This window comes from Leptospira semungkisensis, from assembly GCF_004770055.1.
Taxonomy (GTDB): Bacteria; Spirochaetota; Leptospiria; order Leptospirales; family Leptospiraceae; genus Leptospira_B; species Leptospira_B semungkisensis.
On the sequence record NZ_RQEP01000019.1, the window covers coordinates 52,283 to 75,691 of the forward strand.

Consider the following 23,409-nt stretch of genomic DNA (forward strand, 5'->3'; position numbering starts at 1 on the left):
CATTAAGCCATAATTTCGCAGAGAGCTCTTATGTCAAGATTTATTACGAAGAGCTAAAATAGAGGGAAGAGTCAGATCAGGCTTTCGAAGCCAGGCCTTTCAACCGAACTCCATTTTCTGTAGGATCTCCAGACTTGAAGAGCCCTGCTCCGACCACGCAAATATCCACTCCTGCCTTGGAAAGCTCTTGGATATTGGTGTCGTTTACTCCCCCGTCCACTTCTAACTCGATCGGATAGGAAGAGATGAGCGACTTGACCTTGCGGATCTTGTCCATTCCCCCATCCACGAATTTTTGGCCGTAGAAACCTGGTTCTACAGTCATGATAAGCACCAGATCTATATAAGGAAGTAAGGTCTCTAACACGTGAACAGGAGTTCCAGGGTTCAGAGAAACTCCTACCTTGGTCCCGTTCTTCTTGATCTCTTGAGCGAGACGAATCGGAAAGCGTGTGGTTTCTGCATGGAATGTTATGCAGTAAGGAGAAAGTTCATAGTACTTGGCTACATGGTTTTCTGGTTTTTCGACCATGAGGTGAACATCTAAAGGGATCTGGGTCATTGCCTTGATCTCCTTATTGATTGCCTCTCCGAAACTGATCTGAGGAACGAAGTTCCCGTCCATCACGTCCATGTGGACCAGGTCTATTCCCTCTTTCTTGAAATTAGGGACTGTGTTTGCGAGTGCTGTAAGTTGAGTGGCCAGAATGGAGGCAGAGATTTTCAAAATTCGTTCTCGTAATCTTTAGATTTTACTTTGGAACCATTCACATCTAAAAGGACTAGGGTAACATCTCCGGTCCGATAAAAGACCGTTTGGATCTTCTCCCCTTCTTGGTAAGAAGTCGGAGAAGAGATCTCGATTTTCTTATTTTCGTCGTTCTGATCTTTTACGATCAGAGAATAGGTTCCATTTTCAGGAATCTTGTATTCGAAGCTTTCGTATCCGCTCTCTACATGCTCTTCCGGTTCAAAGTAAAATACCTTGAACTTGTATTCGTTACCGATCTTCTGAACGGATTCGATACGTCCACTTTCCGGACGGAATTTTGTAGCCACCACTTCTGCTTTAAAAGGCACTTTGGCTCGAGCAAGTGCTCTCTGCGCGAAAGCAAATGAATCTCCCGAACGAAAGTCCAAGCCTTGTGGACCTTCTCCTTGGATCTTCTTGCTTGCGGATTTAGTTACTAATAAGAATACTTTTTCGCCGGAGGTGGTGTTCTTTCCCGCCTCTGGGATTTGATCCACAATAGTGTCGGGAAGTTCTCCCTCTTTGGCTTCTACATACGTGATCCCGCCAAGAGTTAGAGAAACGTAATTTTCTCCGGAGAGAACCTTCTCCATAAAATTCTTGGCAGAAGCAAGTGTTTGGCCTTTCAGATCAGGCATGATGATCCGATCCAGCCCTATGTTTACAGTTAAGGAAACCTTGGAACCGGCTTCGATCTCTCGTCCTGGTCGAATGGATTGGTAAATAATGACGCCGTCGGTTTTATCCGGATATCTTTTGGATTCCAGACGGACCTTAAGCTGCAAGCGCATGAGTTCGTTATGAACTTCGTTATAGGGTTTTCCTACAACATCTGGCATAACCACCATATTCGCGCTCTTAGTACGAACAAAAACTACTAGAAAGGCTGCTATAAAAAAGACAACCAAGCCGAATGCGATGAAAAAAAAGTAACCCCCGACGGGGAGATATTTAGAGCGGAGTTCTTCCTTAGTCACTCGAAGCGATCCTCATCCGTAATGCGGAAACCGTTTAGGAAATCGCCAACAGGCATTCTGTTTTTATTTTCCGGTTGAACGGAAATGAGTTCCAGAAAACGGCCATCTCCACACTGGAAAAGAAGGGCCTTTTTGTCCATTCGTTTCAATCTGCCTGGCTTCAGACCTTCTTCCGAAAAGTCGGACGGCTTGGTCTTCCAGAGTACGATTCTTTTTCCTCTGAACTGGCAAAAGCCTCCCAGGTCTGGGCTAAGGGCACGAATCCGATTGTGCAGTTCCATTGCGGGAAGATTTAGATCCAAAATTCTTTGTTCGGCAAGGATCTTAGTGCAATACGTTGCCTTGGAATGATCCTGAGGGATTGCGTCAAAGGCCTTGTTTTTATTTCCCTTGAGTAAGGGAAGAAGAGAAGTGATTCCGGCGTTTGTGATCTTCTCCATGAGAGTTCCGGTATCATCTTCTAAGGAAATAGGAACTTCGGAGATTTGAATGATATCTCCTTCGTCCATTTTTTCTCCCAAGCATTGGATGCTGATTCCGGTCTTAGTATATCCTTGCCAGAGTGCGGTCTGCACTGGAGAAGCTCCTCTCAGATCGGGAAGAATCGAACCATGAAGATTGATAGAACCGAATCTAGGAATCGAAAAGATTTCCTTTGGTAAGATGGAGCCATACGCAAACACAACATATAAATCAGGAGAAAAAGAAGAGAAGTCGGACATTGCCTTTTCTTTTTCCTTCTTGATCGATTCATATTGAAAGACAGGAAGATTTGCCGAAAGAGCGATCTCTTTTACCGGACTGGGCTGCGGGGTTTTGCTTCTTCCCTTTGGACGATCCGGGTTTGTGACCACAAATTCGATCTGTATTTCAGGCTCTTCTAGCAAGGCCTGCAAAAGTTTGGAAGAAGGTTCCGGTGTTCCAAAAAATGCAATTTTCATCAGACTAGATCCAGTGGATCAAAATCCAATTCTAGGTAAACGTTTTTTGGGAGCTTGAGAGGACGGATCTCATTCTTCAAGATCTCTCTCCATTTGTTTTGAACGGTTGTCTTGATCAATATATGATTTCGGAAGTTCGCATCTATTTTATAGAAAGGACAAGGAGCGGGTCCTAGAAGAATAGAATTCGGTTCCGGCAAATGCCTCTTTAAGACTCGATGGACTTCTTCTATTGTCTTAAGAGAGACTTCTTCGTCTTTTGATCGCGAAAGAATTCGAACTAGCCTAGAGAATGGAGGATAAAAGAGTTCTTTTCGAGTGGGAAGCTCAGATTCGTAAAATTGAATATAGTCTTGGTCGAGCGCCATTCGGATGATCGGATGATCTGTCGTATTTGTTTCGATCAGCACTTCTCCTTCTAGATCGGAGCGCCCTGCTCTTCCTGCAACCTGAGTCAGAAGAGAAAATACTCTTTCCCCCGCTCTGAAATCAGGAAGTCCTAATCCGATGCCTGCATTGAGGACTCCGACTAAGGTTACTCTTCCTGCATCTAGTCCTTTCGAGATCATCTGCGTTCCCGTGAGTATGTCTATCTCTCCACCTACTAATCTTCCGATCACATCTGTAAGAACTGTTTTGTCCTGGATGGAATCCTGATCGAGTCTCTCCACTTTTGCGCCTGGAAAACTTTCGAGTAGGAACTCTTCCAATTTTTGAGTTCCTGTTCCCATCATTACGAGTTTTTCTCCAAGCCTTGCTTCTAACCGAGGCAAAGAATCCGTAAAACCACAGAGGTGACAGATAACGCTCCCTTTCTTGTGATAGCAAAGATGAGAGGTGCAATTCGGACAAGGAATATAGGTTTTTTGGTTCTCCGAATACAGAAGCGGACTGTATCCTCTGCGGTTTAAAAGGAGGATTACCTGTTCTCTTCTGTCTAAGCGTTGCTTGATTGCAAATGTAAGTTTTGAGCCGATAAGTCTTGCATCTTTCTTGTTCTCTTCTATGCGAACCTTGGGAGGTTTTGCGGAACCGGGGCGTTTGCTTAAAACTTGAAGCCCTATCTTTCCTGTCTTTGCCAAATGATAGACTTCTAAAGAAGGAGTGGCTGAGCCTAATACTAAGACTGCTTTGTTTTGTCTGCATCTTTGTAAGGCGACCTGTCTTGCATGATATCTTGGAGTAGAATGTTCCTTAAAAGAACCATCATGTTCTTCGTCTATAATGACAAGGCCTAGATTTTGAATCGGTGCAAATACCGCGGATCTTGTTCCTACTGCGATCCTCTTTCTTCCATGAAGAAGATCGGTATATGCTTTGAATCTTTCTGAGACCTTCAGCGCCGAATGTAAGAGTGCTATTTGTCCTGGGAATACTGCTTCTAACTTGCGAATGATATGATAGGTAAGCCCAATTTCTGGAACTAAGAGTAAGATCCCTTTGTCTGTTTTCTGGAGAAGTTCTTGGATCAGATGCAGGTATACTTCTGTCTTTCCGCTTCCCGTGATTCCAAATAGAAGATGAACGGAATCCTTACCAAAGTCCGCCTTTATATTTTGAAATGCATTCTCTTGTTCATCGTTCAGTTTTAAAGGTTTTGTTTCGGAGACTTCTTCGTTTAATACTACTTTGGAATGTCTTCTTCCGGTTGGGATCATCTTATGGATGCATTCTCCGAGAGAAGCTAAATACTGCTCTTTTAACCAATATGCGAGTTGGATCTGTTCCTGGTTGATGATCGGTGTCTTGTCTACGATCTTATCTACCGGAAGTACTTGGTAGCTTGGCTCGTTATGGTGCAAAGAAAGAATGATGCCTTCTTCTTTTCTGCCTCTGAGTTTTGCTTCTACCCGAACTCCGATCGGAGTTCCCGAGGGGACCTCATACGTGAATGTGTCCTCTAAAAGAGGAAGATCGAAGGCGACCTCCGCGTATTGGATCAAATTCTTTCTTTCACCTCAGTATGAAAGATCCCTAATTGAGAGAGGATGCTTTCCTTGATCTCTATTTCTTTCTTCTTTGCATCTTGGAATTCGGGACTTTCCGATTTGGAGGATTTTCTTTTTTGTTCTGCAGCGAGGATCGCTTCGGGTGAACGAAGAACGATCATCGGGACTCCAGGCTGGAATTCTAAGGTCTTTCCCATTTGTTTAGTTGCTTCTTCTTTTCCGAATAGAAGCGTAGCTGCCGCTCCGAGTAAGATGATTCCCTGGATTCCTTCTTCTTGGACAGTCTCGTTTACTTGTATCCTACAGTTTTCTGTTCTTCTTTTCCAATCAGATTCGTTGGATCTGTCTTGGGAGAATAGACAACCCGGAAATTCCTGGTAATAGAATTCCTTCATCGTAAATCCGAAAACTTTCTGGATCATTCTATCGAATACATTCTCCGCTTCCGGGCTCCGAAATACTTTCAAAGGAGAGGTTTTTACGTAAGATTCTTTTCCCGGGGAAGTCTCTCCTGTATAATGTAAAACTAATATTTTCTTTCTTCCTCGAATGAGAAAATGACGGACGGCACTCAGTCTATCCGGGCAGAGTTTGCAAGTGAAATTACGATCATCCTTCTTTACAGGTGTTCTGACCTGAATTCCCGGCATAGAGGCTTGGGGTTTCGAAGAAGATACCAAAGGCCAATTCCAGGATTCCTTCCAGTTTAGATCCAAATCGTTCGGATCTAATTCTCCCTGTTTTTTTAGAATTGGGAACTGATCCGTCTGAATTAGGAATTTAAGATCTTGTAATATTCCTTTCAATTCTCTTAGGATGCCAGGCTTACTCATGGATATCCTCCGCTTGTATGCCCAATGCCTTCATTTTTCTGTATAAATGAGATCTTTCTATTCCCAAGGATTTAGAAGTCTTAGAAACATTTCCTTCGTTCATCTGCAGTGTCTTAAGAATATATTGTTTTTCGAATTCTTCCTTGGCTCGTTTGAAATCTCCCTTTTCGACCAGATCGTTCGCTTTTACGAATCCTTTGAGGGAATCCTTTACATCCTGGGCTCGGATAACCTCTCCTACAGTCATGATACAGAGTCTTTCTACCACATTCTTTAACTCGCGTATATTTCCTGGCCAAAAGTGATTCTCTAAGATGGAAAGCGCCTCTTTTTCTATGATTTTTGTAGGAAGATTATTTTCCTCTATCGTATTTCGTACATAATAATCCACTAATAAAGGAATATCGGGTTTTCTATCTCTTAACGGAGGAATGATAATCGGGATCACATTCAAACGGTAATAGAGATCCTCTCTGAACTTTCCTTCTTTGATCGCATCTTCTACCGGGATATTGGTAGCTGCGATCACTCTCACATCTACGGAGACTTGTTCCGTACTCCCCAATTTTTCGAATCTCTGTTCTTGCAAGATGCGGAGTACTTTTGCTTGGGTTGATAAGGACATATCACATATCTCGTCTAAGAATAGAGTCCCACCGTTTGCCGCTTCGAATTTACCGATCCTGGTCTCGCTCGCTCCTGTAAACGCTCCCTTTACATATCCGAAAAGTTCGGATTCTATCAATTCTTCCGGCAGAGCAGCACAATTGATTTCTACAAAGGGTTGTTCCCTTCTTTTAGAATTTTGGAATATAGTCCTTGCGACTAGTTCCTTTCCAGTCCCGTTTTCTCCGTAGATAAACACTCTTGCGTTGGTCGCAGCGGCCTGAGCAATGGAGAATTTTACTTTTTGGATAGCGGAAGAATTTCCCAAGATCTCATCGTATTCTAATTTGATCTCAGGTGAATCCGACTTTTCGGAATATACTAATGCTTCCTCGACTGCTTCGAGGACTTTGGCGATAGAGAGGGGTTTTTCTAAGAAATTCAATGCCCCTTTTTTCGTGGCCTGAACAGCAAGTTCTATGGTTCCGTGACCGGAGATCATTACAATCGGAACTGTAGGATAGATCTTCTTACATTCGTCTAGAATACTGAGCCCATCTTCTTTTCCGAGCCAAACATCCAAAAGAACTAGGCTAGGTCTTTCTATCTTAAGTTGTTTTAGGAAATTCTTTCCAGAAGAGAAATGTTCCGCTTCATAATTCTCATCTTCCAGAATATCCTTTAAGGATTTTCGAATTTCAGGTTCGTCGTCTACTATGAAGATTCTCATTACGCCACCGGAAGTTCGATCCTAAACTTGCAACCGCCCAGTTCAGAAGAATCTACGGAAATATGACCATTATGGTCAATCACAGTTTTTTGAACAATCGCGAGCCCTATTCCGGAAGTATGCTCTTCTTTCGTGGAATAATAAGGTTCGAATACCTTTGATCTGTATTCGTTAGAAATCCCGATCCCATTGTCTTCTACAAGTAAAACGACGGAGCGTCTCATGATCCTTCTTTCCAATTTTGTGGAAATTCTTACTTTGCCTTGGGAAGAATTCAATTCTCCTTTCGACTTCTTCTTCTCAATCGCTTCCACAGCATTCTTAAAAAGATTATTCATGACTCCCAAGAATAATTTCTTATCAATAAAGATCTCAGGAAGATTCTTTGCGAAGTTCAATTCTATTTGAATGCCGGGAGTATGTTCGAATAATTTTGCGCTTTCCAATACCACCGGTTCGAGATGTTGGTTGATAAGCCTCGGGGTCGGCATTCTGGCAAACTCGGAGAACTCATTCACTAGATGTTCTAAGATCTTTACTTGTCCTACTATCGTTTCCGTACCTTTAGTAACAATCTCTTGGAACTCTTCGGGAACTAAGTTATTTAATTTTCTGCGAATCCTTTCTGCGGATAACTGAATTGGTGTAAGAGGATTTTTGATCTCATGAGCCATTCTTTGCGCTACTTCTTTCCAAGCAGCAATCCTTTGCGTATGCATGAGTTCTTCATTCTTAGATTTGAGATCCTTCACCATTTGATTGAAAGATTCAACCAGGGCTCCGATCTCTCCTCCTTCGGTAAGGGGAAGATTGATATCAGTATCTCCTAGAGAGACTTTTTGGGTCGCATTTGCGAGATCTATAATTGGTCTTGAGATTTTTCGCGCAAATAATAAAGAAAAGAAAATGGAAAGAAGGAATGTTACGATAACAAGCAGGCTCAATGTAAGTCGGATCTCGTACGGAAGCTTTTCTTTCGTTAGATCCTTAGTGAGATAGTTCTTTCTTGTATTTAAGAGAGAATACGCCTTCTCTTCTTCTCCAATAAAAACACGTTTTCCTAATAAAAGGAATTTTTCAGGATCCTGAGAAGAGACTCGTATAAGATAATACGCGATATTCGGATGCACCGCTAAGCTTTCTGATATTCCGTCTTCTCCGGAGGAGGAAAATTCGAATTGAGGGACGGATAGCTTTAAGGTCCTATTCTCTAAGACGGCAACATTCTTTTCGAACCAGCCTACGTAGAATACTGGATTGGAGATTAGATCCAATTCATTTGCTCTATGAGTCAATAGTCCTGTACTCGGCTTTTCATTTCTGACCAAATTACGAAGAAGTTTTCCTTTTTCTAATAGGCTTTTCTTTTCGGCTTTCAGTTCTTTTTGAATGAAGTAATCTCCCGAATCTAAAGCTTGTGCTATATCCAGCCCATAAAATCCTTCGAACACTTTTCCGATCACATTAGAAGATAAGAATAGAACCGGGAAGGAAGGAAGCATTGCGATGAACAAAAAGGAAAGGGAAAGTCTATAGCGAATAGAACTGCGAAGTCTTCCAGTCTCCAGATTGCGGCGGTTCCTATAGAAATATGAAAGCACTAAGAATAGAATGACTAGGGGAACTGTATAATAAACGTAGATAAGCACACGATCAACGAACGCTACACCTTCGGAATTCCTGAATGAGATGAGTTCGGCAAGAATGACCGCAATCGTGATTACTCCGGAGAGTATGAATAGATCCCTAAGATAGTATCTATTCTCCTCGTTCCGGAATGGGAACCAGCTCATATTGCAAAATCGCCTTCCACCAATTTTGCTAACGCAGAGGCGGCCTCTTCTTCTTGGGCTCCATCCGTTTTGATTGAGAATTCTTGTCCCGGAGCTAAGGCCAACATCATGAGTCCCATAATACTCTTTCCGTTTACTTCCACTCCGTCCTTGGAGACTAATACTTCGCAGGAATATTTTGCCGCGCAGTTTACGAATACGGATGCTGGGCGGGCATGCATGCCGGAACTGTTTTCGTTAATTTTGAGGTGGATTTCTTTCAACTTTCCCTTGCTGCAAATATATATTTAATTTCTGACTGAATTCAGCGGCTGCGTTCTTTCCCAATTTCTTTAATCTTTGGTTCATTGCCGCGGTCTCAACGATGATTGGAATATTTCGTCCGGGACGAACAGGTAATTTGATAAGAGGGATATTTACTCCCAATACTTCTTCTGTTCGATTCTCCAAACCGGTACGATCGAATTCCTTTTCTTCGGTCCATTCTTCCAGATTTATGATAAGTTCTATGAGTTTGTGATCTCTTACGGAACCGATTCCGAAGATATCCTTAATATTCAAAATTCCTAATCCACGTATCTCCATGTGGTGGCGAAGAAGATCCGAGCAGGTTCCGATCAGATAACTCTCCGAAAGTCTACGGATCTCTACCATATCATCCGCTACTAATCTATGTCCTCTTTCGATCAACTCGAGGGCAGTCTCACTCTTACCTACTCCGCTTTTTCCGGAAAGAAGAATCCCGATACCGAATACTTCTATGAGTACTCCGTGCCTCATTGTGCGAGGAGCGAGACTTCTATCCAGGATCTGAGAGATGAGTGTGATGAATTTATGAGTGGATACATCCGAGCCTAAAAGAGGAATATTCAAGCGATTGCAATACTCCACGAAGATAGGAGGAGGAGTGTTTCCATGAGTGAATATGATACAATTCAAATGAAAGTGAAAGAATTCAGTAGCAAGATTTTCCAGATCCTGTCCCTCTTTGGAAGAGATATAGGCCCATTCTCCTTTTCCGAAGATCTGGATCCGATCATGCGCAAAACTTTCGTAGAATCCTGTGAGAGAAAGTCCAGGACGGTTGATCTCGGAACTATGGATCCTATTTTGTAAACCATTCTCTCCAGCGATAAGCTGAAGTCCTAATTCCGGATGGTCTTTTAGAATATTGGAGACGTTGATCCCTGGTACGGACATTCTATTATCTCGCTTCTAGAGATTTTACTTTCTTTCTTTGGTTAGAAGGAAGGATCTTTAAGATCTTTCTGTACTTGGCTACAGTCCTTCTCGCAATCTCGATCCCTTTACTCTCTATCTTTTCCACGATGTCTTGGTCGGACAAAGGATTTTCAGGATCTTCTTCTTTTACTAGATTGCGTATAATATCGTGAATGGTCTTAGAGGATTCCATTCCTCCTTCGGAACTCTTGGATTTTAATCCGGAGGAGAAGAACCATTTGAGTTCTAGAATTCCCCAGGATGTCTGCACATACTTGTTCGAAGTGATCCTGGAAACGGTGGATTCGTGAAGATCCAATCTTTCTGCAATGTCTTTTAGAGTAAGAGGCTTTAAGAAACGAACTCCTTTCTTAAAGAATTCGGTTTGCAGTTCTATGATTGCGGAGACAACCCTGTACAAGGTTTGCCTTCTCTGATTTACGGAACGAATGAGCCATTCTGCTGAATTCAATTTGGTGGAGATATACTCTTTGTCAGAATCCTTGGCTCCTCCTCCCTTCTTTAGCATCCCCTTATATTCTTTATTGATCTTGAGTTTGGGAAGCCACTCGTCATTTAGAAGAATGCTGAACTCACCTTCTATTTCTCGAATGATCACATCTGGAACGATATAATCAGGCTTTTGAGGAGTATATAATGTTGCTGGAAAAGGCTCTAACTTCTTGATCTCGGCGGCCATGGATTCGATTGCCTCGATCGGTAGTCCCATTTTCTTGGAGATTCCCTTATAATCCAATTTTTCTAGGTCTTTCAAGTAATTGGAGATCAGATCGTGTAAATTCTTGTCTTCAGGCTTTAAGATCTTTGCCTGGATATATAATGTTTCTTGAATGCTCCCTGCTCCGATCCCTATAGGGTCCAATTGATGGATCTGCTCTAGAACCTTTCGGATCGTTTTTTGGGGCACTCCTATCTCAGCGGCAAGTTCAGTTTGGGTCTGTGAAATGAAACCTCTATCATCCAACATGGAGATAAGTATTTCGGCAATCTCCATTTCTTTTCCTTTTAAGGAAGAGATGCGCAATTGCCAAAGCAAATGCTCCGACAAAGACTGAGTATTTGGAGAAGATTCTATATATTTCTGATTTCTGTCGGAAGCGTCCGTATTTCTATATTGGGGTTTATCTAAGCTAAAGGATTCCTGCCAACCCGGATCCGAATTCTTGAGGAAGTCGTTCTTTTCCTTTCGTTTCAGGTCATCTACGGAATAGAGTTCCGGACTCTTGCTTCTTTCGGAAGAGATCTCCTCTTCCAGCATTGGGTTCTCGACTAATTCTGCACTGATCCGATCTGCGAGTTCCAGAGTAGACAGAGGCAAAAGCTCTATCGACTGACGCAAGTCTTGCGTCATGACAAGCTTCTGAGTCTGCTTCTGTACAAGCTGATGGTTCAGATTCACAGTTTGAAGTCCTCTCCCAAATACATTCGTTTGGCTTCCTTATCGTTAACGAGTTCCTTCGGTGTTCCAGCGATTAGGATTCTTCCACTATGCATGATATATGCGCGGTCGGTGATTTTCAAGGTTTCACGAACATTGTGGTCCGTGATTAGAATGCCTAGTCCCTTCTTCTTTAAACTATTTATAACAGTTTGAATGTCTTTAACAGCTATAGGGTCAACCCCTGCAAAAGGCTCGTCAAGAAGGATAAAATCCGGTTTAGTAACTAGAGCCCTCGCGATTTCGCATCTTCTTCTTTCCCCGCCGGACAGAGTAAAACCTTTTTGGTTTGCGACTCGCATAATTTGAAGCTCTAACAGCAGTTCGTCTCTTCTGCGGATGATCTCGGAGCGGGGAATTTTTAAAGTCTCTAAGATCGCTTCTAAGTTTTCGGCAACCGTAAGTTTACGAAAAATAGATGCTTCTTGCGCTAAATAACCTACTCCCAATTTTGCACGAGTGTGCATAGGAGCCTCGGTCACATCTTCGTTATCTATAAATACATGTCCTGAATCCGGTTGAACGAATCCAACCGACATATAGAAAGAAGTTGTCTTTCCGGCTCCGTTAGGACCAAGAAGACCGACTACTTCGCCTTTGCTAATATCGAAGCTAACTCCGTCTACGACCTTGCGCTTATTATATATTTTTACTAAATTTTGGCATCGGATCGTTTGTCCCATCTTGCGTTTTAATTTCCTAAATGGACCCCTTCGGTCAGAATTGATCTTCCTTCTCTAGGATAAAAGACGATTTTTCCGGCGCGGAGGATCTTGCCCGACCTATCGATCCTAGGATTTCCCTCTAAAAGCATGGACTCCTCATCCTCGTGATAGGTAGCGTATTCTCCCATCGCATCAGTAGACTTTGCTTTGATCCGAATGTCTCCCCGAATTACTGTCTCTTTCTTGTCTAAGAATCTCTCGAACTCTTGTGCGGTGACCGTGCTTGTTACCTTATCAGAATTTCTTTCTAAGAATTCCATCTTGCCTTCTTCGGTAAGATGCATATATTCTTCTTTTCTAAAATAGTCAAATGTATGTCCTGTAAGGACCAGGTTATTTTCCCGATCATGCACTCGAATATTCTTTCTGGCTTTAATGATGCTAGAATCGCTTCCGATGGATTCAAGAGTGTTAGAAGTGATTTTCAGATCTTTGCGCAGTACAGTAGCGTTTCCGGTCACTAGAACACTTCTCTCGTTATTCTCATTCGGACTGCTTACGATCTTATCCCCTTTTAGGATCGTGATCACAGTTTCTTTGGACTCCTTTCCTTCCTGGTCTTTTTTGGTTTCTAAGGAAGATTGGAAGAGCACCGTCTTCTCATCTAAAATGATCTTACTCTCATTTGTATAGAATGCAAGTTTCTGTCCGGTAAGGTAACGATTCTTGGAGATAAGGATCGGATTGGGGTCCGTTGTAATGAGTTGCTCCGACTCTCTAAAGACGGCCTCGGCGCAGAAGATCGTTATTTCTGGATGGGATATGATGACTCCTCCATGCAACCTAGTCGTTTTAGTTGCGAGTTGCCTATCGATCGTAGTTGCGGAGATAACTGTGTTCTTTCCAGTCTTATCTCTGAAATAAAGTCTTGGTCTTTCTCGAATATGTACGATTTCCTCGTACTTGTCGTATTCCCCTATTCCAGCCTTGAGGACGGTTCCGTTTTCATGGTCTTCGATCTGGACTCCATTCTTTAGAAAAGCTTTATATGCTTCCTTGCCGAATACCTCGATCCGATTCGCTCCCAATTTTACCTTTTTATGTTGGATCCAAGCTCCGCCTTCCAAACTAAAAATGGTAACCTTTAAACCTTGCACTTCTCTATCTTCTTGAGTAAGCGCATTTCCTCCCCAATATGTGGGAAAGCTTTCATTTCGTTTCGGATCCGATTCGCCCACTCCTTGAAAAGTTTTCGGTTGTAAGTCCTCTGAAGAAAATAGCAAGGGCGGACGAGTATGGGGCTCTGAAGTAGAATGCAATATAAAGAATAATGCAAATAGAAAGAAGGATAAGAATTTGGTTTTCATCTCTTTTACTTATCTGTAGAAGAAAGAGGATTTGCTCCTCCTTGGGTAATTGCAGTAGGACGAATGATCGTGAATTTGTTCAGATCCTTGTCCGCCTTCAAGCCGACTCCTCTGATATGAGTGCCGCTTGCATTGATGATCACTTCTTCGTTTGAAGTCAGTTCCTTGGTCTCATCATTGTAGTGCAGAGACCTCGCCTTAAGAGTTCGGTTCTCTTCCGTTTTTAGGAAGATGTTTCCTTCTAACTCCATGGATTTTGCGGACTGATTGATGACTCCCTTGTCCCCGATCAGCTTGGATTTGAATTTACCCTTCTCATATTGATCGAAGTCCACTCCGTAGAGTACGTACATTTTTTTATCCGAGTAAAGATAGGCTTCTTCTGCTTTCAATTTCCATAATAGAGTTCCATTCTCGTCGTACTGGTCTTTCTGGAAATTCTTGAAGGAGACTGTAGAACCTTGTTCTCTTTCTCCTTCTACTCGACTGTATTTAGCGTCAGGTTTTCCGCCGATGGAAAAATAGATGAGTATGATCAGGACTGCAAGTCCTAGAGCGATCGGAGGACCATATTTTTGTACGGTCTCCCGATCCAATTCCTGGATAAACTTTTTTGGGGAAAACAAGGCTCTAGTTATTGCGGTTTAGGATTTCCTGTTTCACGTAGCGATCTAAACCGATCAATTCCTTTAATAGAGATTTCACTTCAGACAATGGATATTGAGTGGTCGCATCAGAAAGTGCCTTGGCTGGATCCGGATGCACTTCCATAAAGATACCTTCTATTCCTAAGGCAACGGCACTACGCACCATGCTAGGAATGAATTCTCTTTGACCGCCGGTAATATTTCCAGCGGCTCCCGGAAGTTGAGCAGAATGAGTCGCGTCGAATACTACAGGAATATCATAACCATGTAATATAGGGACAGTTCTTCCGTCGAATACTAGGTTTCCGTATCCGAAACTACTTCCTCTTTCGGTGACTATATATTTCTCAGAACCGGATTCCTGGATCTTGGTCTTTATATGTCTGCAATCCTGAGGAGCGAGGAATTGTCCCTTCTTCACATTCACCCATTTTCCAGTCTTTGCGGATTCAGCGATCAGATCCGTTTGCCTGCAAAGAAATGCAGGAATCTGATAAATATCCAGAACGTCCTTTAAAGGAGCGATATGAGATGTCTCATGAATATCTGTGAGCACAGGAACATTAAACTTCTTCTTAATGAATTCAAGATTCTTGACCCCTTCTTCCAATCCGGGACCTCTATAAGAATGAACGGAAGAGCGATTCGCTTTATCGAAGCTACTTTTGAAAACATAAGGAATCTTTAATTCAGCACAGATCTCTATCATCTCTGCACAGACTCTTTCTAAGAGGTCTTTGTTTTCCATTACGCAAGGACCTGCGATCAAAAAGAAAGGATTGCTTCCTCCGATCTTAGTTCCGTTTAAAAAGTCCCTTTCTTGGGCGGTCTTATCGCTCATTATGCCTTCCTTGAAAATTTGACGGCCGCACGAATGAAACCGGCGAATAGAGGATGTGGTTTTGTAGGTTTACCAGTGAATTCCGGATGGAACTGCACTCCCACGAACCAAGGATGTTCCGGAATTTCTACGATTTCAATCAGGTTTTCGTCAGGAGAGATCCCTGAGAATACCAAACCCTTCTCTTCGAATCGAACCTTATAACGATTGGTAAATTCGAATCTATGCCTATGTCTCTCGTAGATTAGCTCTTGTTTATATTCTGTAAATGCCAAAGTATTCTTTTTGATCTTACAAGGATAAGAGCCCAAACGCATGGTTCCTCCCATTTGGTCGATCTCCATCTGCTCTTCAATGAGAGAGATCACAGGATCCGGAGAATCCGGACGGAACTCGGTGGAGTTTGCTTCTTTTAAGCCTACTACATTCCTTGCAAATTCGATCACCGCGCATTGCATTCCCAAACAGATCCCGAAGAAAGGAATTCCTTTGGTTCTCGCATATTGGATGGCAGCGATCTTTCCTTCTATCCCTCTGTCTCCGAATCCACCAGGCACGAGTATCCCGTCAGCGGATTTCAGTACATCTTTCACATTGGTTTTATCCAATTTTTCAGGATCGACTTTGATGAATTCAACGTTTGCTTCGTTTGCAATTCCGCCGTGAGAAAGGCTTTCATATACGGAACGGTATGCGTCATGCAGAGAAATATATTTTCCTACTACAGCAACCCTAACATTTTGCTTCGCAGATTCTAAGCTCTTGATGATCTTTTCCCATTCGGAGAAATTGGATTTTCCGAGCTCCATTCCGAGAGTCTTTAAAACTACTTGGTCTAACTTCTCTTCCTTGTACATCTTAGGAATTTCATAAATAGAAGTGCTGATATCGGAGGCGGAGATCACATTTTCTTCTTTCACGTTACAGAAGGAAGAGATCTTGCTCTTCATTTCCTTAGGCATCGGTTGATTCACTCTGCAGATCAGAATGTCTGGTTGGATCCCGAGTGCTAGAAGCTCTTTTACGGAGTGCTGGGTAGGTTTTGTCTTTGCTTCTCCTGCAACTGTGATCGTAGGTACCAAGGTTACATGGATGAATAACACATGAGTTGATCCGTGCTCATATCTCATCTGACGGATTGCTTCTAAGAATGGAATGGATTCGATGTCACCAACGGTTCCGCCGATCTCTACGATCACGAAGTCGGTTGCATTCTCTCTGGCAAGAGTATAGATCCTATTTCGGATCTCATTGGTGATATGGGGAACCACTTGCACGGTCCTTCCCAAATAATCACCCTTTCTTTCTCTCTGGATAACTGTATTATAAATTTGTCCTGTAGAAACAGAGTTCTTTCTAGTGAATTTGGACTTAGTGAATCTCTCATAATAGCCCAAGTCCAGGTCGGTTTCCGCGCCATCCTCGGTCACGTACACCTCACCATGCTGGTAAGGGCTCATGGTTCCCGGATCGATATTGATATAAGGGTCCATTTTTTGGAGGGAAACCGAATATCCCCTGCTTTCCAAAAGACATCCCAATGCCGCTGCAGAAACGCCCTTACCCAAGGAGGAACAAACTCCCCCAGTCACGAAAATAAACTTAGTCTTGGACAAACCGTTCTCCTACCTGCTGAACAGAGTTTTCTTCAGTCTCTGAAAATCCAACTCGGAATTTCGCCAAGTTGCGGGGGAATTTTTAGGATTTGGAGGGATTTACTTGTTTTCTCGGATCCTACGAATGAGCTCCGTACTCGAAAATCCTTCTACAAACGGCAGGATTTTGACCTCTCCTCCCAGGCTACGGACCAATGGAGTCTCAGGCAAAGCTTCTATATTATAATCTCCTCCTTTACTATGAATATGAGGAGAGACTTGGGAGATAAGAGAAAGAGGAGTATCTTCCGTAAATACGGTAATAAAATCCACAAAGGAAAAGCAGGAAAGAAGAAGGGCTCGGTCCTCTTCGGAATTTACGGGTCTTTCTGGGCCTTTGAGACGTTTCACGGAACTGTCGGAATTCAATCCCACCCAAAGGCAATCGCCTAGATCTCTGGCTTCGGCTAAGTACGTCAAATGACCCTTATGAACAAGGTCAAAGACACCGTTTGTGAATACGATCTTCTTCTCTTTGCGGATCTTTTCGGAAACAAGCTTTGCTTCCGAAAAAGGAATGATCTTTTCCAAACAAAGAGAAAAGGAATTCACGGGCGGAAACTTCCTCGTTTTTCCAAGGCTTCTAAGAGCTCTTCCGGTGAGACTGTTTCGGCTCCTAGTTTTCCTACGACTACTCCAGCCGCTGCATTGGAAACGATCGCAGATTCTAATTCATTCAGACCCGCTGCAAGAAAGGCGGTATATACGGAGATTACAGTGTCTCCCGCACCGGTTACATCGAATACTTCCTTTGCGACCGTAGGAATATGGAATGTTTTACCTTCGGAAGAAAGATATAGGCTCATTCCCTTTTCTCCGCGAGTGATCATCATAGAAGGAGAATGCAATTTCTCTGCGATCTCTTTGGCTGCGATTTCCACTTGTTGGTCGGACTCTAATTTTTGGCCAAGAGCCTTCCCCGCTTCATGGTGGTTGGGCGTCATGACTGTAGCCTTATCATATTGGAAGAAATGAGAGACCTGAGGATCTACTGTTACGATCTTATTATGTTTTACTGCAAGGTCTATGATCTCTCGGATTAGGCTAGAAGTCAGAGTTCCTTTATCGTAATCGGAAAGAACCACAGCATCCGCTTCTTGAATTCTTTCCGAAAAGACTCGGATGAGTTCCTTTTCTTCTTCTTTGCTGAGAGGATGAGTTTCTTCTCTATCGATCCTGCAAACTTGCTGGTGTCCTGCGATCACTCTGGTTTTCAAAATGGTGGGAACTAATTCGGAACGAAGTATCTTGTTCTTATCCGAAGAAGTATTTTCTGCGAGAAGAAGTTCTTCGAGCACATTCGCAGTTGGGTCGTTTCCAGCCCTTCCCAGTACGAAGGATTTCACTCCCAATCTGGAAAAATTTTTTACCACATTGCCAGCACCGCCCAAAGTGGTTTTTTCATTTCGGACCCAGACCACAGGAACTGGAGCTTCGGGAGAGATGCGATTCACTTCTCCGATCAAATACTCGTCTAGGATCAGATCTCCGATCACTATGATCTTTGTTTTTCCCAATCGGGAGGCGGCGTCTAAATATCTGCTTTTATCTAAATAATACAATTTTGAACCGCTAGAACTATTTTATTTGCGTTTTCACTTCAACAGGTTAGGATAAATCCTAGGTGTCAAGAACTACAATTCCTATCTTCCCTCTGCCAGAAGTGATACTATTTCCGGGGACCTTTCTTCCTCTACATATATTCGAGCCTCGCTATAGAATGATGTTGGATTATTGTTCCGAATCGGGAGAAGAGATGGCGATCGCTCCGATCAAAATGGATCTTTTTGATCCTAAGAATCCTCATCCTGAAATAGAAACCATCTTTGGCTGGGGAAGTATTGTACGAAGAGACCCTCTCCCGGACGGAAGATCTAATATATTGTTAGAAGGCAAAGGGATCGCTAAGCTAGAATCCTACGAGACAATGGATCCATTTCGAATTGGGGTCGTGGAAAAAGTGGAGCCAGATTCTAAATATATCGAAGACAAATTATTCGTAGAGACATTCGATCGAATTCTATATCTCACAAAGAGAATCCTGCTTTCAGAAGGTGCCAAGGAAGATTTGATTCTTCGAATGAACGATCTATGGAATCATCCGTTTCCGGTGGATTTTATTTCTTCTATTCTAAACTTCAATTTTAAACAGAAGCAGGAGATCCTGGCGCATCCGGATCAAATTGCGAAAGCACAATTACTCGCGAATATTGTGGAAGAGATGAATCTGGGAGAATGAAAACATTCTCTTTTCGTTTTAGCAAATGCGAAGTCTTGTAAACTAAGATCAGCAAACGATGATCAATCAATTACCTTCTTAAACATTCTTCTAGAAAGCACAAATCGATCGATCCACCATTTCATTGCGACCTTATCGATCACTACTCCACGAGAAGAAGACGCATGAGCAAATTCTTCTTTGGAGAGTACCATTCCAACGTGAGTGACTTTGGACTGATTCGGTGAGGCAGAAAAGAAGATCAGATCTCCTGCTCTCATTTCTGCGTGGGTCACACCGATTCCCATCTTAGTTTGGGCACTTGAGGCTCTGGATACCATTTTTTCCGGGACTCCAATTCTTCCGTCTGTAAGAACTCTGTATGTAAATCCGGAACAGTCTGTTCCTGTCTTAGAGGCATTTGCCCATTTATATGGAGTTCCTACCCATTCTCTTGCTACCTTTCCAAGAGCTGAAGAAGAAAGAGTCTCCCATCCTTCTTTTGTAGGTGTATCGTAATCAGTAGGCTCTCCTACTTCGGGAAGGTTCGGGACCAAGGGAGCGTCAGGTAAAGGCTCGAATTTAGGTCTTTCTCCGATAACGATGCCACCCACTTCATCCAGAGAAGATTCGATTGCGCGAGCGTTTCCTAGATTTTTGGGCTCGCTTCCCTTTTCTCCTGCATGCAATTTTTTTAAATTAGAAAGAAGGATATACGATCCTCCTTCTAATTTTGAATCTAACGAATTCTTAAAACCAGTTTCTAATTTCTCGAAAGCAACTGTCCTTCCTTTAGCAGGAAGAGAAGAAAGTATCTTCGTAGCCAATCTGTTCTGTGGAAAATCCACTAGCTTTCCTGCGATAAGTGCTCTTCCTCCGGCAAGAATAGAAAGACCGTCCCAATTTTTTTCGAGAGCAGCTTCTACAAATCGATTCCTGACCTCTTCTCTGATATTTGCCTTTTTGGTTTCTTTGAAGTAGAGTCCTATATAACTGAAATCCTCTTTGGTGAGATCTCTCTTGGACATGACCGGGATTGCGTCTTCTGCCTCTTCGAATACGAGACCTTGTTTTACTGCATAATCCAAATTTACGATCAGATCCGCAGTTTTCTCGGGAGTGACTCCTTCTAAGATGGCCCAAGGGATTACATTCTTAGTGATCTTTAGAACGTCCTTTTCGTTTGCCCTTCTTCCCAATCTTTGAAAAACGGAGTTCTTGATCAGAAGTGTTTGGGACTGGTTCCAATCGCTTTTTAGAAGATCCTCGAATGGATCCGCGTGCAAAGAGAACTGAACCACTAAGAAAAGAAGAAGGGTAAGTAGGATCCTCATTTAATCCCGTGCATCCAGCTTTCTAGTTTTTTTCTAAATAAGAAAAGTCCGAAAGAAGCGGCGCATGGCAATAAGAAGAAGATGAGAAAAAATCCAGATAAAGATTCCCTTCCTCCCATCATTCCTGCAAGTTCGCCCGCTAGGATATGTGCGAAGAACGTGGCCAAGAACCAGATTCCCATCATCATGGAAGCGATCTTATTCGGAGCGAGTTTTGTAACTAAGGAGAGACCTACCGGAGACACGAATAATTCTCCTATCGTATGGAGTAGGATCGCAAGAATGATCCAAATAGAAGAAAACTTCTCCGCATTGTGAGAAGTGGCAAAACTCAAGATCAAATATCCGCTGCCTAGGATCGTTAGACCGAAACAGAATTTAGTGATTGTGGAAACATGTCGCCCTGCTTCTTCGAATTTCTTCCACATCCAGGAAACAATCAAAGCCAAGCTCATTACGAAAATTGGATTTAGAGATTGGTAATTTGCAGCGGGGATTTCCCATCCGAGTATGTTTCTATCTACATATCTGTCTATGATCAGATTGAGGGAAGATCCCATTTGCTCGAATGACGCCCAGAAAGTAATTGTGACTGCAGAGAAGACTAGGATTGCATAGATCCTTTCTCTATTCTTGATCTTGTCTTCTTGGGAATCGCTTGAGTCTTCTTTTCGGATCTCAGTCGGAGCGAAAGCGTTTGCGTCCACCCTTCTTCCCAAAATCCCAAAGATGATGAGCCCAATGAGCATTCCGAGTGCTGCCACTCCGAATCCGTAATGCCAGCCCTTGTATTCCGCAAGATTGGCGCAGGCCCAGGTCCCGAGCACTGCTCCGGTATTGATCCCGAAATAGAAAATCGTAAATCCAGAATCCTTTAGATCCGGCTTTCCTTCTAATTCGTAGATCCTTCCGACGACTGTAGAGATACATGGCTTAAAGAATCCGTTCCCTAAGATTAAAAGTCCAAGTCCTAAGTAGAAAGTAGAGACTTGATCCAATGCCAGGGAGAGATGACCGAACATCATGAGCGTTGCGCCTATGAAAATAGAACGGCGGTATCCTAGAAAGCGATCTGCAAGAAATCCTCCCAGGATGGGAGTTAAATACACGAATCCGTTATATACTCCGTAGATCCGATTCGCTTCCTGGTCCTGCATGAGCCAAGACTTAGTGAGGAATAAGACGAGCAAGGCTCTCATTCCATAGAAGGAAAACCTTTCCCACATCTCTACGAAGAATAGAACAAAAAGACCTTTCGGATGTTTTATTGACCCTTGGCTCTGGACTTCCATTGAGGCTCCGCAATTTTAGATTCGAAATTGGCAAATCTTGCCGCTACAAACAAATAATCGGAAAGTCTGTTCAAGAAACGAAGGTTTTCCGAGAAGACCTCATTTCCTTCTTCCTTATAGCGCACCAAATCTCTTTCTAATCTTCTGGCCAGGGTCCTAGATATATGTAGGAATGAGGCTCCTTCTGAGCCTCCCGGCAAAATGAAATTCTTTAAGGGGACCAGGGATTCTTGCCAAGAATCTATCTCTTTCTCTAAAGCAAGTATGTCTTCTTCTAAAATACAGGAACTATCGTCCTTCTTTTTGTATCCTGCTAATTCCGATCCCAATTCGAATAATAAATTTTGAATATTCTCCAGGCCAGGGCGAATTGCTGAGTCCTCTTTCAGAAAAGAAAGCGCCACACCGATAGACGAATTCAATTCGTCTGCCGTTCCGTAGAGCTCTACCCGTTTATCGGACTTCGAGACTCTGGAGCCGGAGGCAAGGGATGTTGTCCCAGAATCCCCTTTTTTAGTATAGATTTTCATATAAGGCCCTTTGTTTAGGGGACAGAATCAGAAAAAGGATAGAAATTTCCCTCAGAAAAGAGGATTTACGAGAAAAAAAGTTGCGAACGGGTCAGCCGAATAGTAGGATGAAGACGGTTTTTCCTGTATTTGGAATATCGCCATTCGTGGCTTTAGTCTTTAGGAAAAATCGTAAAAAAAATCTCCCCACAAAAAAAAGGGAGTGAAAATCGCAGTGGAAACCGGGGTGCCCGGGAGGTTTCTCAGCCTCCTAAAACCCCGAAATATGGTTCGGACGGATCCGAGCTCTAGCTACAGGGAGGTTGTTGATGATTATCAATCACAACATCAGCGCTCTTCGTACGAATAACGTACTGAAGACTGTCAATCACGAGCTGGACAAGACTACCGAAAAGCTTTCTACCGGAATGAGGATCAATCGTGCCGGTGACGATGCATTGGGTTTCTCAGTCTCCGAGAGAATGCGTACCCAAATTCGTGGAATTGCCCAAGCTGAAAGAAACGTAATGGACGGAGTGTCCTTTATCCAGGTGACCGAAGGAAATCTGGAACAGGTGAATAATATTCTCCAAAGACTTAGAGAACTCTCCATCCAAACTTCCAACGGAATCTATTCCGACGACGATCGCAAACTAGTGCAATTGGAAGTAGACCAGCTCATCGAAGAAGTGGACCGTTTGGGTAAAACCGCCGAGTTCAATAAGATTCGTCCATTGAGCGGCTCCTACTCCAAGGATTCTAAGAATCCGATCCAACTGCATGTGGGACCGAATCAAAACGAGAAGCTGGAAATCTTCGTGGATGCTATGAATGCAGGAGCTCTTCAATTGGAGAGTAACGGCAAGAAGCAGACACTTTCGACTCCTGCCTCTTCGAATGCGATGATCGGGATCCTAGATAACGCGATCCAAAAGGTGAATAAACAAAGATCCGATTTAGGAGCTTATTATAACCGATTGGAGATCACTGCGGAAGGATTGCAGGCCAATTATATCAATATGGTCTCTGCAGAAAGTCGTGTAAGGGACGCAGATATGGCGGAACATATCGTGGACTTTACTAAGAATCAGATCTTGACCAAGAGCGGAGTTGCAATGCTTGCCCAGGCAAACATGAGACCGGAGCAAGTGGTCAAGCTTTTGAGTGAAAGATTCGGATAAACGATCTAATCGCGTTTGATCCGGAATAAAAAAACCCGTCTTACGACGGGTTTTTTCGTTTAAGGGAAGAAATCGCTCTTAGTATTTGTCTGCTTGAGCTTTGTACTGAGCTGCTTCTCTCTCGCTATGTTCTGCGAGTTTTTCGTATTTTTTCTTATCCGCTGCATCCGTAGTCGCTTTTGCACCACTGGAAGTATTCGCTAAGGATTTGTATTTGTCCGCAAGTTCCTTGCTGTCCTTGGCTTTTTTCAGGAAATACTCTTTAGCGATCTTTTTGAGATCCGGAGTAGTTGCCTCGACGATCAGCAGTTGGTCCAGTTCGGTAAAGGCGGATAGACTCCCCACATACACGAATGAAATTAACAGAAATAGAATTAGTTTTTTCATACCTCTCTCCTTATTAAAGATAGCGTTTAATCAACTATGTTAAATGAAGTTTT

At 42.9% G+C, this 23,409-nt stretch carries 23 protein-coding genes; 2 read left to right on the forward strand and 21 right to left on the reverse strand.

The features are described from left to right. Positions 1–76 precede the first annotated feature (76 nt). From rpe to rfaE1, 17 genes are all read right to left on the reverse strand, one after another. The gene (gene rpe, locus EHO59_RS14640; protein WP_135589207.1) at positions 77–727 is read right to left on the reverse strand and encodes a ribulose-phosphate 3-epimerase; all 651 of its coding nucleotides are present in this window, start codon (positions 725–727) and stop codon (positions 77–79) included. After that, positions 724–1,728 carry a PASTA domain-containing protein gene (locus tag EHO59_RS14645; RefSeq protein ID WP_135589208.1) on the reverse strand — a complete coding sequence of 335 codons (1,005 nt, stop codon included), beginning with the start codon at positions 1,726–1,728 and terminating at the stop codon, positions 724–726. Before EHO59_RS14645 ends, rpe begins: the two co-directional genes overlap by 4 nt. Further along, the gene (fmt, locus tag EHO59_RS14650) at positions 1,725–2,669 is read right to left on the reverse strand and encodes a methionyl-tRNA formyltransferase (protein ID WP_135589209.1); all 945 of its coding nucleotides are present in this window, start codon (positions 2,667–2,669) and stop codon (positions 1,725–1,727) included. The genes EHO59_RS14645 and fmt overlap by 4 nt, the downstream gene beginning before the upstream one ends. Then, entirely contained in the window at positions 2,669–4,612 is a 1,944-nt protein-coding gene (gene priA / locus EHO59_RS14655) for a replication restart helicase PriA (protein ID WP_135589210.1), read from the reverse strand. Before priA ends, fmt begins: the two co-directional genes overlap by 1 nt. Continuing rightward, a complete protein-coding gene (locus tag EHO59_RS14660; RefSeq protein WP_135589211.1) occupies positions 4,609–5,451 on the reverse strand; it encodes a hypothetical protein in 843 nt (280 codons plus the stop codon). Before EHO59_RS14660 ends, priA begins: the two co-directional genes overlap by 4 nt. Continuing rightward, positions 5,444–6,787: a sigma-54-dependent transcriptional regulator gene (locus EHO59_RS14665; RefSeq protein WP_135589212.1), complete on the reverse strand. Its 1,344-nt coding sequence runs from the start codon at positions 6,785–6,787 to the stop codon at positions 5,444–5,446. The genes EHO59_RS14660 and EHO59_RS14665 overlap by 8 nt, the downstream gene beginning before the upstream one ends. Continuing rightward, the gene (locus EHO59_RS14670) at positions 6,787–8,580 is read right to left on the reverse strand and encodes an LIC_11548 family sensor histidine kinase (protein WP_135589213.1); all 1,794 of its coding nucleotides are present in this window, start codon (positions 8,578–8,580) and stop codon (positions 6,787–6,789) included. Before EHO59_RS14670 ends, EHO59_RS14665 begins: the two co-directional genes overlap by 1 nt. Next, the gene (locus EHO59_RS14675; RefSeq protein ID WP_210413087.1) at positions 8,577–8,843 is read right to left on the reverse strand and encodes an HPr family phosphocarrier protein; all 267 of its coding nucleotides are present in this window, start codon (positions 8,841–8,843) and stop codon (positions 8,577–8,579) included. Before EHO59_RS14675 ends, EHO59_RS14670 begins: the two co-directional genes overlap by 4 nt. Beyond that, the gene (gene hprK, locus EHO59_RS14680) at positions 8,818–9,780 is read right to left on the reverse strand and encodes an HPr(Ser) kinase/phosphatase (RefSeq protein ID WP_135589215.1); all 963 of its coding nucleotides are present in this window, start codon (positions 9,778–9,780) and stop codon (positions 8,818–8,820) included. The genes EHO59_RS14675 and hprK overlap by 26 nt, the downstream gene beginning before the upstream one ends. A 4-nt stretch (positions 9,781–9,784) precedes the next feature. After that, positions 9,785–11,221, reverse strand: coding sequence for an RNA polymerase factor sigma-54 (rpoN, locus tag EHO59_RS14685; protein ID WP_135589216.1), 1,437 nt, complete (start codon positions 11,219–11,221; stop codon positions 9,785–9,787). Then, positions 11,218–11,943, reverse strand: a complete 726-nt coding sequence (gene lptB / locus EHO59_RS14690; protein ID WP_135589217.1) for an LPS export ABC transporter ATP-binding protein — start codon at positions 11,941–11,943, stop codon at positions 11,218–11,220. The genes rpoN and lptB overlap by 4 nt, the downstream gene beginning before the upstream one ends. Positions 11,944–11,951: 8 nt before the next feature. Continuing rightward, positions 11,952–13,292: an LptA/OstA family protein gene (locus EHO59_RS14695; protein WP_135589218.1), complete on the reverse strand. Its 1,341-nt coding sequence runs from the start codon at positions 13,290–13,292 to the stop codon at positions 11,952–11,954. A gap of 5 nt (positions 13,293–13,297) precedes the next feature. Further along, positions 13,298–13,897 carry an LPS export ABC transporter periplasmic protein LptC gene (gene lptC, locus EHO59_RS14700; RefSeq protein WP_425460247.1) on the reverse strand — a complete coding sequence of 200 codons (600 nt, stop codon included), beginning with the start codon at positions 13,895–13,897 and terminating at the stop codon, positions 13,298–13,300. Between the two features lie 25 nt (positions 13,898–13,922). Continuing rightward, the gene (gene kdsA, locus EHO59_RS14705; RefSeq protein WP_135589220.1) at positions 13,923–14,780 is read right to left on the reverse strand and encodes a 3-deoxy-8-phosphooctulonate synthase; all 858 of its coding nucleotides are present in this window, start codon (positions 14,778–14,780) and stop codon (positions 13,923–13,925) included. Beyond that, complete coding sequence (locus tag EHO59_RS14710) at positions 14,780–16,396, reverse strand: CTP synthase (protein ID WP_135589221.1); 1,617 nt, start codon at positions 16,394–16,396, stop codon at positions 14,780–14,782. Before EHO59_RS14710 ends, kdsA begins: the two co-directional genes overlap by 1 nt. 99 nt (positions 16,397–16,495) lie before the next feature. Continuing rightward, positions 16,496–16,987 carry a D-glycero-beta-D-manno-heptose 1-phosphate adenylyltransferase gene (rfaE2, locus tag EHO59_RS14715; protein ID WP_246052960.1) on the reverse strand — a complete coding sequence of 164 codons (492 nt, stop codon included), beginning with the start codon at positions 16,985–16,987 and terminating at the stop codon, positions 16,496–16,498. Next, positions 16,984–17,997 (reverse strand): D-glycero-beta-D-manno-heptose-7-phosphate kinase, encoded by a 1,014-nt coding sequence (gene rfaE1, locus EHO59_RS14720; protein WP_135589222.1) that lies wholly within the window; start codon positions 17,995–17,997, stop codon positions 16,984–16,986. The genes rfaE2 and rfaE1 overlap by 4 nt, the downstream gene beginning before the upstream one ends. A 62-nt stretch (positions 17,998–18,059) precedes the next feature. On the opposite strand from rfaE1, the gene EHO59_RS14725 reads away from it, so the two are divergent. Next, positions 18,060–18,674 (forward strand): LON peptidase substrate-binding domain-containing protein, encoded by a 615-nt coding sequence (locus EHO59_RS14725; RefSeq protein ID WP_135589223.1) that lies wholly within the window; start codon positions 18,060–18,062, stop codon positions 18,672–18,674. 62 nt (positions 18,675–18,736) lie between these two features. Here the strand turns inward: EHO59_RS14725 and EHO59_RS14730 are convergent, their stop codons facing one another. Genes EHO59_RS14730 through EHO59_RS14740 form a run of 3 tightly spaced genes read right to left on the reverse strand, consistent with a single transcriptional unit; the run spans position 18,737 to position 21,809 of the window. After that, entirely contained in the window at positions 18,737–19,987 is a 1,251-nt protein-coding gene (locus EHO59_RS14730) for a C40 family peptidase (protein WP_135589224.1), read from the reverse strand. Further along, complete coding sequence (locus tag EHO59_RS14735) at positions 19,984–21,279, reverse strand: peptide MFS transporter (RefSeq protein WP_135589225.1); 1,296 nt, start codon at positions 21,277–21,279, stop codon at positions 19,984–19,986. Before EHO59_RS14735 ends, EHO59_RS14730 begins: the two co-directional genes overlap by 4 nt. After that, positions 21,252–21,809: a cob(I)yrinic acid a,c-diamide adenosyltransferase gene (locus EHO59_RS14740; protein WP_135589226.1), complete on the reverse strand. Its 558-nt coding sequence runs from the start codon at positions 21,807–21,809 to the stop codon at positions 21,252–21,254. Before EHO59_RS14740 ends, EHO59_RS14735 begins: the two co-directional genes overlap by 28 nt. Before the next feature lie 308 nt (positions 21,810–22,117). On the opposite strand from EHO59_RS14740, the gene EHO59_RS14745 reads away from it, so the two are divergent. Beyond that, the gene (locus EHO59_RS14745; protein WP_135589227.1) at positions 22,118–22,969 is read left to right on the forward strand and encodes a flagellin N-terminal helical domain-containing protein; all 852 of its coding nucleotides are present in this window, start codon (positions 22,118–22,120) and stop codon (positions 22,967–22,969) included. A gap of 78 nt (positions 22,970–23,047) precedes the next feature. Here the strand turns inward: EHO59_RS14745 and EHO59_RS14750 are convergent, their stop codons facing one another. Beyond that, positions 23,048–23,356: a hypothetical protein gene (locus EHO59_RS14750; protein ID WP_135589228.1), complete on the reverse strand. Its 309-nt coding sequence runs from the start codon at positions 23,354–23,356 to the stop codon at positions 23,048–23,050. Positions 23,357–23,409: the final 53 nt, after the last annotated feature.